Source organism: Bacillus sp. YH3-2-B2 (genome assembly GCF_053663335.1).
This window is the reverse complement of record NZ_JBSJQE010000002.1, coordinates 368,217-380,672: the sequence shown is the minus strand read 5'-3', so window position 1 is coordinate 380,672 and position 12,456 is coordinate 368,217. Positions and strand designations below refer to the sequence as shown.

10 protein-coding genes are annotated in these 12,456 nt (G+C 48.7%); 1 reads left to right on the top strand and 9 read right to left on the bottom strand.

The window, feature by feature from the left end:
* Positions 1-14: 14 nt before the first annotated feature.
* The 7 genes from cls to ACWJJX_RS06820 form a co-directional block, all read right to left on the bottom strand.
* Positions 15-1,517: a cardiolipin synthase gene (gene cls / locus ACWJJX_RS06850; protein WP_043867509.1), complete on the bottom strand. Its 1,503-nt coding sequence runs from the start codon at positions 1,515-1,517 to the stop codon at positions 15-17.
* Between the two features lie 96 nt (positions 1,518-1,613).
* Positions 1,614-2,243, bottom strand: coding sequence for a YitT family protein (locus tag ACWJJX_RS06845; RefSeq protein WP_077722981.1), 630 nt, complete (start codon positions 2,241-2,243; stop codon positions 1,614-1,616).
* A gap of 138 nt (positions 2,244-2,381) precedes the next feature.
* A complete protein-coding gene (gene narI, locus ACWJJX_RS06840) occupies positions 2,382-3,053 on the bottom strand; it encodes a respiratory nitrate reductase subunit gamma (protein WP_077722982.1) in 672 nt (223 codons plus the stop codon).
* Positions 3,050-3,607 (bottom strand): nitrate reductase molybdenum cofactor assembly chaperone, encoded by a 558-nt coding sequence (gene narJ / locus ACWJJX_RS06835; protein WP_229154562.1) that lies wholly within the window; start codon positions 3,605-3,607, stop codon positions 3,050-3,052. The genes narI and narJ overlap by 4 nt, the downstream gene beginning before the upstream one ends.
* Positions 3,608-3,632: 25 nt before the next feature.
* Complete coding sequence (gene narH / locus ACWJJX_RS06830) at positions 3,633-5,096, bottom strand: nitrate reductase subunit beta (protein WP_454022843.1); 1,464 nt, start codon at positions 5,094-5,096, stop codon at positions 3,633-3,635.
* Positions 5,086-8,772, bottom strand: a complete 3,687-nt coding sequence (locus tag ACWJJX_RS06825) for a nitrate reductase subunit alpha (RefSeq protein ID WP_454022842.1) — start codon at positions 8,770-8,772, stop codon at positions 5,086-5,088. The genes narH and ACWJJX_RS06825 overlap by 11 nt, the downstream gene beginning before the upstream one ends.
* 176 nt (positions 8,773-8,948) lie before the next feature.
* Positions 8,949-9,425, bottom strand: coding sequence for a cyclic nucleotide-binding domain-containing protein (locus tag ACWJJX_RS06820; protein WP_077722986.1), 477 nt, complete (start codon positions 9,423-9,425; stop codon positions 8,949-8,951).
* Positions 9,426-9,567: 142 nt separating this feature from the next.
* Here ACWJJX_RS06820 and ACWJJX_RS06815 point away from each other — a divergent pair, with 142 nt between their 5' ends.
* A complete protein-coding gene (locus ACWJJX_RS06815; RefSeq protein ID WP_317461577.1) occupies positions 9,568-10,287 on the top strand; it encodes a YwiC-like family protein in 720 nt (239 codons plus the stop codon).
* Between the two features lie 30 nt (positions 10,288-10,317).
* Here ACWJJX_RS06815 and ACWJJX_RS06810 read toward each other — a convergent pair whose 3' ends face one another.
* Both ACWJJX_RS06810 and narK read right to left on the bottom strand, forming a co-directional pair.
* Positions 10,318-11,034, bottom strand: coding sequence for a Crp/Fnr family transcriptional regulator (locus ACWJJX_RS06810; RefSeq protein ID WP_454022841.1), 717 nt, complete (start codon positions 11,032-11,034; stop codon positions 10,318-10,320).
* Positions 11,035-11,131: 97 nt separating this feature from the next.
* The gene (narK, locus tag ACWJJX_RS06805) at positions 11,132-12,322 is read right to left on the bottom strand and encodes a nitrate transporter NarK (RefSeq protein ID WP_454022840.1); all 1,191 of its coding nucleotides are present in this window, start codon (positions 12,320-12,322) and stop codon (positions 11,132-11,134) included.
* Positions 12,323-12,456 lie beyond the last annotated feature (134 nt).

Here is a 12,456-nt window from a genome sequence, read left to right as displayed (position 1 = left end):
TTTAAAAGCGTTTTTTATAAAACGCCGGAAAATAACCGCGCGAAGGATTCCTTCGTTCTTTCCCATAATGTGCGCTTATAGAAACGGACGGGGCTGATTTTCTCAGACTCTCTCATATCCTCCAGATAATGCGCTTCAAGATCTTTGATCGCCTTTTGATCTGTAAAAAAGACATTAACCTCAAAGTTCAGCTGAAAGCTTCTCATGTCCATGTTCGCCGTCCCGACAGAGGCGAGGTTTCCGTCAGTGATGAGCACCTTTTGATGCATAAAGCCTTTTTGATAGGAATAGACTTCGATTCCTTCGCGAAGAAGCTCGGGGAAATACGATCTCGTCGCATACTGGGTTAAAAATCCGTCATTGGTTTCCGGCACCATGACTCGCACCCGGACGCCTCTGGCAGCAGCCTCCTTTAGCGCTGTGCGGATCGGCTCATTCGGCACGAAATAAGGCGTCGCGATCCATACAGATGATTCGGCTGCCGCTATCATGGCATAATACAGATCGCTCATCCGTTCCTTCATATCGGGGCCCGTCGGAACGACTTGATAGACGCCGCCGCTTTCTGCAGGGACCGGGCGGCTGTATGCTTTCTGATCAATCAGCACCTCATCCGAAACGTATTCCCAATCAAGCATAAAAATGCTGTGGAGCGTCTGAACGATTTCTCCTTCGACTTTCATATGGGTGTCCCGCCAAAAACCGACACTTTGGTCTTTGCCGATATACTCCTTGCCGACATTCAGCCCGCCGACAAAACCGGTTTTCCCGTCAACGATGACGATCTTGCGGTGATTTCTGAAATTGAATTTTTGGTTGAAAAAACCGTATTTCAGCGGCAGAAACGGGACGATGTTCACGCCCGCGCGTTTCAGTTTTTTAATGTCTTTTCCGGCCAGCTTCAGGCTGCCGGCCGCGTCGAACAAAAACCGCACTTCCACGCCTTGACGCGCTTTTTCCATCATAATGTCCATCATCTTGTGCCCAAGCATGTCTGATTTGAACATGTAATACTCAATATGTATAAATGATGCTGCCGACCTGAGCGCTTCAAACAGCTCCGGAAATGTTTCGTCCCCGTTTTTGAGCACCTTCAGCCTGCTTTTTGTATTGATATTCATATGGGACGCCTTGATTGAATATTGAAAGAAACGCTTCTGATTTCCTTTCAGCCCGGACAGATCGGGAGTCTGTTCCATATCAAATATCGTTCTCAGCTTTTCCCGGTTGTATGTCCGTTTCGACCTGAACAGCTTGCCTTTTTCATAAAGCTGGCCGGAAAAAAGGTAAAATAAGTACCCGGCGATCGGAAAAAACACAAGAATATGAATCCATAACAGCGTGTGCTGCGAGGTGCGGTTTTCAAGAATTAACGAATAGATGCTGAACAAAATAATGCTTGCATAGCAAAGCAATCCTCCGTAAAACTCAAGCCTGGAAACCGGAAAAAACCATATGACATATGCTCCGATAAGCATCATATATAAAAAGCAAAATTCCAGTCTCCTTTTCAGCATCCCGACTCTCTCCCATCTGATCCGATAACTCTGTATACCCTCTGTCTTCCGGCCTGTAAACATATGAAAAAGCCTCTCCGCACGAGCCGGAAAGGCTTATGATGACACTTCCTGTGATTGGCCGGGTGTGATGTTCTGAAGCAATGCCGGATTGAGCGAGCAGCTGCCTTTGATTTTATTTTTGAAGATGCCGATGATCAGACCGGTGACCGCAATCGACACTAAGGAGAAGAGCCCTTTCAGCAATCCGACGGAGAAAATGCCGGCCAGCACGACGCCAAAATCGAAGAGGAAATTAACGGCACCCGGATTCCATCCGCAGCGCTTTTGCAGAAATAAAGCGAGGATATTGGCGCCGCCAAGCGATGCCTGATGATAAAACATGAGCGACAGGCCGAATCCGATCAGCGCCCCGCCGCAAATCGCCCCGGCAAGCGGTGAAACAGAGACCGGCGGCAGCCAGTGATCCGCGCCGGTAAACAGAGTCAGCACTGTGACTGCAAAAACGGTGGATAGAGTGAATTTGATTCCCATTCTGATGAGAGAAAATATATAAAACGGGATATTGATCAGAAAGAAGATAATCGCAAACGAGGAATGAAACAAGTATGACAGGCTTAGTGACAGTCCCGCTGTGCCGCCGGTTAATACATGAGAATGTCTGAGTGTCAGGACGCCGGCGCTTGTCATCAGACAGGCGGCTAAAATGAGGAAAATCCGCTTCATTTTTCACTCTCCTTTTGTTGATGTTATTTCCAAATAAAACATAACAGGAATCCCCGCCGCCCTGCCATTACCTTGGCAGAAAATATCTTATGTTTTTATTTTCTCACCATAAAAAATCCCCCTCTTGCAGGGGGATTTTTACGTGCGTTTCCGATAGACAACATAGCTGCGGGTCAAATACTTGAGGGGCAGGCTGAACACGTGAACCAATCTTGTAAACGGCCAGAGGATAAAAACGACGTATCCTATGATGATATGAAACTTAAACCATAGCGGGACACTTTCCATCAAAGAAGCGTCAGGCCGGAACAAAACAATTTCCCTGAACCACGGCCCGACTGTTGCCCTGTAATCAAATCCTTTCGAATCAATGTTGAGAAACGTGGCCGCAACGCCTGACAGCATCATGAACAGCAGCAGGAGGAGCGTCAGGATATCCGATGGCGAGCTGGTTTTGCGGATTCTTTTGTCAAACAGCCTTCTGTACGTCAGGATCACTAGTCCGGCACAAGCCGCAATCCCCGCCGGCAGGCCTGCGCCGATCGCCATTTTGTGATACGTATGCTCTGAAATGCCAAGTGCAGTATACACGCCTTCCGGGATCAGAATTCCCATGACATGTCCGCCGACAACGCACAGCAGTCCCCAATGAAAAAGTGTGCTGCCCGCCGCGAGTTTTTTCTTTTCTAACAGCTCGCTTGATTTCGCCGTCCAGCCGAATTGGTCATGCTGATAGCGGTAAATATGCCCGCCGATAAAGATCGTCAATACAATGTACGGCATAATCCCCCACAGGATCTGCCCGCTCATGCCTGAACAGCCCCTTCTTCAGTGCTTTCACGTACACCGATGCTTTCCAGCGCGGCCTGCAGCACGTGCAGCAGCTCAGCATAGATGCTGTCATTTTTTTCGAGGCGGGAAGCCAGCTCCCTCACATTGGACAGGTATTTCTCAAACACGCTTCTCACCGCTTCAATCTCCGCAACTGCGGCGAATTCCAGCATCAGCGGCAGGTAATCAGGCAGTTCTTTCTCTGTCGGCAGGAAACCGGATTGCTGGTAGGTGTTTTTTAAATGCAGCAGTTCAATTCCGCGTTCCCTTTGTTCGCCTGAGTTAAAGTAGGTGACGTACATATTCGTTTTTTTTCCGAAATCGAACGTATACACATAGTGTTCAATCAGCGCTTCTCGAGAAAACCTGGCTGCCGCCTCGAAAAATTGCAGCAGTTTCCCACGGATTTGCTGATTGGTGATGTCATGGATAAGAGCCTTCCAATCGGGAAGCCCGGCTCTCCACTCTTCATCCGGATAAGAGAGAAGAATGGAAAGAGCGGAGAATGTGATTTGCCGGTCTGTGGTGTTCATCTTGTTCCACCTCATTTATCAAAAGTTAGAAACAAGAGCCGGGGCCGCCTGAAAATGACAAGCCGCAGCTTCCTTGTTCAGCGTATAAATCAGACACTTCTTCACGATGGCTGCTCGGGATCACAAAGCGGTCATCATATTTGGCGATTGCCAGCAGCCGATACATGTCTTCAATTTGCTGTTCTGTTAAACCGACACCGGAGATCAGTGCCGGGTCGATGGATTTATTCGTCTGAACCGCCCTCATATACTGACGCATGACGGACATTTTCTTTAACGTTGACCGAATATGATCCGTATCACCGGCCGTTAATAGCTGCGCCAAATAGTCAATCGGAATTCTCATTTGGTCGATAGCCGGAAAAATCGCTTCCGCCGTTTGCCGGCTGCCTTTTCCTTCAAAGAGATTCATAATCGGGCTCAGCGGCGGAATGTACCAAACCATCGGCAGCGTACGGTACTCAGGGTGAAGCGGAAGCGCAATCTTCCAATCGATGATCATTTTATAGATCGGCGATTGCTGCGCGGCCTCTATCCATTCAACCGGGATGCCTTGTTCTTTTGCCAGTTTGGCAATCTCAGGATCATTCGGATCAAGAAAAACGTCCAGTTGAGAATGGTAGAGATCCTTTTCATTTTCAACGGATGCCGCTTCCTCCACTTTGTCCGCGTCGTACAGCATGACGCCGAGATAGCGGATTCTGCCCACACACGTTTCGGAGCAGATGGTCGGCATCCCCGCCTCCAAGCGCGGAAAGCAGAGTGTGCATTTTTCCGCTTTGTTCGTCTGCCAGTTAAAATAGACTTTTTTATAAGGACAGGATGAGACGCAATATCTCCATGAACGGCACGCGTTTTGATCAACGAGTACGATGCCGTCTTCCTCACGTTTGTACATGGCGCCGGACGGGCAGGATGACACGCATGCCGGATTGATACAGTGCTCACAAATACGGGGCAGATACATCATAAAGACCTCATCGAATTCTGTTTTGATCGATTCCTCCATTTTTTGAACGTTTGGATCTTCAAGCCCTGTAATATGGCCGCCCGCGAGATCATCCTCCCAGTTCGGGCCCCATTCGATATTCATAAAATCGCCCGTCAAGGACGATTTCGGCCGCGCCACCGGCTGGTGCTTTTTCTGCGGACTGTTTGTTAATGTTTCATAATCATAGTTCCAAGGTTCATAGTAATCATCAATCGTCGGCTGGTTCGGGTTATAGAAAAGGCCTGCAAGCCGATTCGTTTTCGGGCCTGATTTCAGTTCAAGCTTTCCTTTTTTCAACGTCCAGCCGCCTTTATATTTGTCCTGGTCCTCCCATTGCTTCGGGTAGCCGATGCCGGGCTTTGTTTCTACATTATTGAAGTACATATATTCCGCACCGGAACGGTTTGTCCACGTGTTTTTACAGGTGACGCTGCACGTGTGGCAGCCGATGCATTTATCCAAATTCATGACCATCCCGATCTGCGCTTTAATCTTCAAGCCAATCGACCTCCTTCAGCTTGCGGATGACGACATTCAGATCGCGCTGATTCCCCGTCGGACCGTAATAATTAAAGCCGTAGCTGAGCTGTGCGTAGCCCCCGATCATCTGGGTCGGCTTGACGTGAATCCTTGTCGGGCTGTTATGGGTGCCTCCGCGGTTATTCGTCAGTTTTGTGCCGGGCACGTTGATGTGGCGGTCCTGGGCATGGTGCATAAACGCCATTCCTTTAGGAATCCGGTGAGACAAAACCGCTCTCGCCACGACAACGCCGTTTCGGTTGAAGCATTCAATCCAATCGTTGTCTTTGATATCCGTGTCCTCTGCGTCATCTTTATTCATCCACACGGTCGGCCCGCCCCGGAACAGCGTCAGCATCGGCAGGGAATCAAAATACATGCTGTGGACGGACCATTTATTATGCGGCGTCAAATAATTAAGAACGATCTCTTTGCCCTCTTGATCAGGCCGCTTGCTTAGGAACGGACGGTGCTGGAGGATCGGTTTAAATGTCGCCATCGTTTCACCGAATTCCATCATCAGTTCATGATCGACATAATAGGATTGTCTGCCTGTCAGCGTCCGCCACGGGATTAATTTTTCCACATTCGTCGTAAACGGCGAGTACCTGCGCCCTCCTTTTTCTGAGCCGGTAAAAGCCGGAGACGTGATGACCGTTTTCGGCTGGGCTGTAATTTGCTCGAACGTAAAGCATTCTTCCTCGCGTTCTTCCGCCAGGTCTTTCAGCCTCAGGTTTGTGATGTTTTCAAGCGATTCCCATGCTTTCACGGCGACCTTTCCATTTGAGGTGGACGACAGGGTTAAAATCGCTTCCGCCGCCTGCTTTGCTTCACTTATATTCGGGCATCCTTTGGCAACGCCGTCTGAATCGGTTTCTCCCAGTCTCTGTTTGAGTGATTCGTATTCATCCGCAATCGACCAGCTCATCCCTTTTGTTCCGCTCGGCTTTAAAGCAGCGTTAGGACCGAGTGCGGTCATTTTATGAAAAATGTGTTTGTAATCCCGTTCAACGACATGGATGTTCGGCATCGTTTTTCCCGGAATGGCTTCACATTCACCCTTGCTCCAGTCATTGATTTTGCCGAACGGCTGGGCCAATTCCTGCATCGTGTCGTGGAGGAGCGGCGTCGCGACTACCTCTTTCACCGGCTCCATATCGACTTCTTCCGCCAGGTCGGAAACGGCTTTTGACAGTGCTTTGAAAATATCCCAGTCTGACCTCGATTCCCACGGCGCCGAGATCGCCGGAGCGAATGGATGAATGAACGGGTGCATATCCGTGCTGCTGAGGTCGTGTTTTTCATACCATGTCGCCGCCGGCAGCACGATATCGGAATACAGCGCCGTACCGGCCATTCGAAAGTCGAGATTGATTAACAAGTCAAGCTTGCCTTCCGGCGCCTGTTCCCGCCATTTGATTTCTTCAGGGCGGATGCTGTCGCTGTCGTCATTCATCAGACCGTTTGTCGTCCCCAGCAGATGCTTGAGAAAATATTCATGCCCTTTTCCTGAGCTTGAGATCAGATTAGCCCGCCATACGAAGAGATTCCTTGGGAAATTCACTTCATTGTCCGGGTCTTCAATCGCGAATTTCAATTTTTTCTCTTGAAGCCGTGAGGCCACGTACGCACCTACGTCTTCAGGTGTCGCCGCCCCCGCCTTCTCAGCTTCTTGATACAGATTGATGCCGTTTTGATTGAATGTCGGGTAAGACGGAAGCCACCCTAATCGCACTGCCAGCACATTGTAATCGGCGTGATGCTTGTAGCGGGATGACGCGGCGATCGGTGAAGCCAAGTCACTGATCGGCTGGTCTTCATAACGCCACTGGTCTGTCGCAAAGTAAAAAAATGAGGTGCCGTTTTGCAGTTTAGGCACGCCTTCCCAGTCCTTTGCGGTTGCGATCGTCTGCCACCCTTCAGCCGGACGGAGCTTTTCCTGCCCGACATAATGGGCCCAGCCTCCGCCGTTTACGCCTTGGGCGCCGACGAGTAAAACAAGATTTAACACCGCACGGTAAATCGTGTCGGAGTTGAACCAGTGGTTGATTCCCGCCCCTACGATAATCATCGATCTGCCGTCTGTATCGATCGCATTTTGAGCAAACTCCCTGGCAATCTGTATAACGGCTTCTCTTTTAATTCCCGTGATCTGTTCCTGCCAGGCAGGTGTGAACGGACGGGGATCATCATAAGATGCGGCTGATTGTCCGCCGATGCCCCGGTTCACGCCGTAGTTTGCCAATATCAAGTCAAACACGGTCGTGACGTACGTCTCTTCACCATTCAGATCCAATTTTTTAATAGGAAGATTCCGCTCAAGCACTTTGTTTCCGTCATTTGAAAAATACGGAATGCGCACCGAGCCGATTTCGTCCTCTATTCCGAGCACGGTGAGACGGGGCTCGATCTGTTCCCCGGTGTCTTCGTCGATCATGTGCAGATTCCATTTCTGCTGCCCGTCCCAGCGGGAGCCCATTGTTCCTTGCGGTATGGCAAACGCACCTGTCTGTTCATTCCAGACCGCCGGCTTCCACTGATCATGCTTTGTCTGCCGCCCGATGTCTTTCGCATGCAAAAACCGCCCCGCTGTGTATACGCCATTTTCTTTTGATAAGGTGACGAGAAATGGAAAATCAGTGTATTGCTTCGCGTACTCAATAAAACGTTCAGTTTCTTGGTTCACGTAAAATTCCTGCAAAATGACGTGACCCATCGCCATCGCAAGCGCCCCGTCAGTCCCTTGGCGGATACTGAGCCAGTCATCCGCAAACTTTGAGGACTCCGCAAAATCGGGACTGATTGAAATCACCTTGGCCCCTTTATAGCGGGCCTCCGCCAAAAAGTGCGCGTCAGGCGTTCTCGTTAACGGAACGTTGGAACCCCATGTGATGATGTAGCCTGAATTGTACCAATCACTGCTTTCCGGAACGTCCGTCTGGTCGCCCCAAATTTGCGGGGACGCCGGCGGGAGATCCGCATACCAGTCATAAAAACTGAGCATCGGGCCGCCGATTAAAGACATGAATCGCGAGCCTGATGCGTGGCTGATCATGGACATCGCCGGGATCGGAGAAAAGCCGACATTCCGGTCAGGCCCGTATTTCATCACTGTATACAGCAGAGAGGCTGAAATCAGCTTCAGCACTTCCGGCCATTCCGCGCGGACAAAGCCGCCTTTCCCTCTTGCCTGTTTATAGGACTTCGCTTTTTCAGGGTTTTCAACGATCGATTTCCAGGCATCCAGCGGATTTTGATGCGCCTGCAATGCTTCCCGCCACAAATTGATCAGCACACCTCGCACATATGGATATTTCACACGGAGCGGGCTGTAGATGTACCATGAAAAACTGGCCCCCCGCGGACAGCCTCTCGGTTCGAAATCAGGCATATCCGGGCCTGTTGATGGATAATTCAAGTTTTGTCCTTCCCACGTGACAATTCCGTTTTTCACATAAATATTCCAGCTGCAAGAACCCGTGCAGTTGACGCCGTGGGTGGAGCGAACGACTTTGTCGTACTGCCATCTGTTTCTGTATACATTCTCCCAATCACGATCTTCGCTTGTCGTTTGGCTATGATGATTTGAATGATGTTCGATAGGAGAAAAATAGTTTAATCTCCTGAGCAACGGACTCATTTTCTTTTTCTTCATGATCGTTCACTCCTTCCGAGTCAGGTGATGCTATGTACACTATAAACAGAGACGGCGCATCACCTTGTGAACTATGTCACACACTCTGCTTTTTTCACAAAACGTTCACACAGAGCAGCAGGAAGGATTTTCAAACGATATAGGGACGCCCGCGTCATCAAAAAAACCGGTTCTGTTTAAGAACCGGGTTCGGCGTTTTCATCCCGTGATGTATACAGATACCTCAAAAACAACTGATAGGAACAGAAGACATTTTGCTGAAGCATCGCCAAAAAGTTCATTTGCAGCCGCGGATGGTAAGACATCATTTGCTTAAATACGGAATATGGAATATGGAGTACCAGAATATCCGGTGAGGCATTGACTGAGATAAAAGGCGATAAAGAGAGCCCGCCTTTTTCATCAATCGGAAACACATCGCCTTTTTCCCACAGCGCAACGGTTTGCGACCCTTCAGGGAGCCTGCTGTCCGTAAAACGGATATTGCCTTTTAATACAATATAAACGGATTGTGAATGAAGAAAGGATGGAGATTGGTCAGATGAGCCGCGGATAAACGTCCCGTTTTTCAGCAAGGTTTCGACAATGGACAGAGGCACTTCATTAAACATAGGAAGTTGTTTCAGAAATAATAAATAGTCACACTGATTCATAGGAAAGCCTCCTGTGCTATTGATAGCTTTAGTGTAGCCCGATTGAGCCCGCGCGGCAGTGATGTATTTCACAGCTTGTATGATAAAGGTCACTTATCAGGAGAGTGTTTGCACTTATAATGAAATAAAAAGGAGGGTTTCGATGAAGGCGATGATTCCGAAGCAGCACGGCGCATGGGCGATGCTGCTGATTCCATTTTTACTCGGCATGGTCAAGGGAGGCCCGGTTTTCTGGCATATTCCGCTCTTTCTGGGCTGGCTGTTCCTTTACTTGACGGTTTATCCCGTTTCGCTCGCTTTGAAAAAGAAACAGCTTCAGCCCTATCAAAAGTGGATATGGTATTACGGTTTTCCGGCCTGCTGCTTTTTGATCATTTCTGTCTTTCATAAGCCGCAGCTCGTCTGGATCGGCGTTTTTTTATTGCCGCTGTTTCTCATACATACGCATTATGCCCGCCGAAAAAACGAACGGGCGCTTACGAATGATATTGCGGGTGTTCTGTTCTTTTGTTCGGGCGGACTTGCGAGCTGCTGGCTGGGAACGGGAATCCTTGACGGCTGGGCTTGGTTTCTATTCTTGCAATCCGCTTTATTTTTTGTCGGGAGTTCTTTTTATGTGAAATCGGTCATAAGGGAGAGAAAAAACAGAAGGTTTGCTTACTGGTCGTGGGGATATCACCTCTTGCTCCCCTTTTTATCGGCCCTTCTCGGGGCAGGCTGGGCGTTTCTCGCTTTTATCCCAAGCAGTCTGCGGGCCTGGTTTTTTCATGGAAGAGACTGGCCGGTGAAAACGATCGGCATTCTGAAAATCGTAAATGCCGGCTTCTTTTTCGCCGTCATGTGTATATGTATCACAAGCTGAAAAACAAGGACATCGGCTGCCCTTGTTTTTTCAGTCAATATTGCAGATCTCAAGCGGACAATTTTCACACTCGATCTCGCATCGTAAATAGTCCCGCTTGTGCAAAATAATTTTTCCGGTTTCGTCTATCGAAATAACCCCTTGTTTGCGGAGGTCTCCCAGCATGCGGTTGACGCTCTCCCTTGCCGCCGCGCAAAACTTAGCCAAATCCTGATTTGTCAGCACAATGTTAATCAGAATCCCGTCGCTTCGTTCCACCCCGTAGCTGTTTGATAAGCGGATAAGGGTGGAATAGAGCGCCCCTTTTTTGCCGTGAAGAAGCAGATCCCTGATCTTAGACTGGATTTTTCGCAGATGGGTGCTCATCCATTTCATAAATTCAAACGTCAAAACACCGTTTTGGATCAATTCCTTTTCCAGCTTGTTTTTATTAATGACGAGCACCTCCCCGTCCTCTAACACTTTCGCACTGAGCATATATCTCGGCTCATCTGTGAATAGCGTCAATTCCCCGACAATATCGTGTTTCTGGCAGATTCTAAGCGTCAGGTCTTTTCCGTCAGACGTCAGCTTGCCGATTTCAATGAGTCCTGATTGAATCAGATAAAGCTCTTCTGCATCCATTCCTTCTTGAAACAAATACGTGTGTTTTTTCATTTTCCTTTTCGTACTGATCGATTCCAGCAATTCATGCAGTTCGCGGGAAAGAAGTTCTTTATCAGATTTTCGGAAAGAGAGAATATTCATGAGCTCACCTCGAAGAAAGTCACGTTGCGTATGTATATTGTAACGTGACTTGATTTGCACTCACCCAGAAAAAACTAACAATCTTGTGAATGGATCATTATGAATCAAGGCTATGACTGTTTCTCTCCGTATGTGTTTTCATTCTTTCCTGCCAATACATCCAGATCACAAGGACAAAGCTGGCTAACGCAACCTCTGAAAGCGCCATAAACCCGATCGCGTATTGACCCGTTGCCTGAAATACACTTGCCAGAATCAGCGGAGGGAAAAAACCGCCCAGTCCGCCCATGGCAGACACAATACCGTTGGCAATCCCCGCTTGCTTCGAAAAATAGAAAGGCACCAGTTTAAATACCGTCCCGTTTCCAATCCCTGAGCAGACTGCCACCGTCAGCGATCCGACCGCATAAAGGCCGATCGCCGGGGAGAATGACAGCATGACGCCTGACAGCGTAAGCCCTGCGAAAACGAACATCAGAATGCGGAGCGGGCTCAGTTTATCTGCAAGAAACCCTCCCACAGGCCTGAGCAGCGTAGAGACCGCAATAAAGCCGGCCGTCCGCAGACCGGCGTCCGCAGGGCTCAGCCCAAAATGCTCAACCAAAAAATTCGGAAGATAGATGGTAAAGGCGACAAAGGCGCCGAACGTAATAAAATAAAACAGGCTCAACATCCACAGCACATGATTTCGGTAAACGGCTTTCATTTGTGTCTTTATGGAAACTTTGACTTTCTTCTCATGCCGGTCGCCGAACAAAACGTGCAGTAATGCGAAAACAGCCAGCAAAACAAGATACATCTGCACGGTTGCTTTCCATCCCGCGGCTTGAGCGATAACCGGCGCCGCAAAGGTAGTAACGGCGGTCCCGATGTTTCCGGCACCGTAAATCCCATTGACGACACCGTGCTTTTCTTTCGGATAATATTTCGGGAGGGACGTCACTCCGATGGAGAATACCGCTCCGCCGATCCCTAAGAAAAAGCCGCCCGCAATTAAATCAAATAAAGAATCCGCGATACTGATCCAAAATACGGGAAACAAAAGCAGGATGAAGCTGATCATAAACATCAGCCGCGCGCCATACCTGTTCGTTAAATATCCTAAAGGAATACGGAGAAGCGATCCGAGAATAACGGGAATCGCCGTCACCAATGAAATCTCGCCTTTGCTTAAATGAATATCTGATGTCATTTGAGAAATGAGCGATGAAATCAGCACCCACACCATAAACCCTGCCACTAAGCTTAATGACTGCAGCGATAATTGAATATGTTGACGATTGATCATTCGGCTTGCCCCTTTCACTGATTCAATATCAGTCTTATCATACAAAAACTCAGTGTACGGGATTGTGAATTACATCACACGCTTTATATGCAAAAAAAAGAACAAAGCCCGAAGACTTTGTCCTTTGATCATCA

Bases quoted from the DNA above. Each gene is read 5' to 3' on its own strand.
- cls (WP_043867509.1), bottom strand. From the start codon at position 1,517: ATGCTGAAAAGGAGACTGGAATTTTGCTTTTTATATATGATGCTTATC.
- ACWJJX_RS06845 (WP_077722981.1), bottom strand. From the start codon at position 2,243: ATGAAGCGGATTTTCCTCATTTTAGCCGCCTGTCTGATGACAAGCGCC.
- narI (WP_077722982.1), bottom strand. From the start codon at position 3,053: ATGAGCGGGCAGATCCTGTGGGGGATTATGCCGTACATTGTATTGACG.
- narJ (WP_229154562.1), bottom strand. From the start codon at position 3,607: ATGAACACCACAGACCGGCAAATCACATTCTCCGCTCTTTCCATTCTT.
- ACWJJX_RS06825 (WP_454022842.1), bottom strand. From the start codon at position 8,772: ATGAAGAAAAAGAAAATGAGTCCGTTGCTCAGGAGATTAAACTATTTT.
- ACWJJX_RS06820 (WP_077722986.1), bottom strand. From the start codon at position 9,425: ATGAATCAGTGTGACTATTTATTATTTCTGAAACAACTTCCTATGTTT.
- ACWJJX_RS06815 (WP_317461577.1), top strand. From the start codon at position 9,568: ATGAAGGCGATGATTCCGAAGCAGCACGGCGCATGGGCGATGCTGCTG.
- ACWJJX_RS06810 (WP_454022841.1), bottom strand. From the start codon at position 11,034: ATGAATATTCTCTCTTTCCGAAAATCTGATAAAGAACTTCTTTCCCGC.
- narK (WP_454022840.1), bottom strand. From the start codon at position 12,322: ATGATCAATCGTCAACATATTCAATTATCGCTGCAGTCATTAAGCTTA.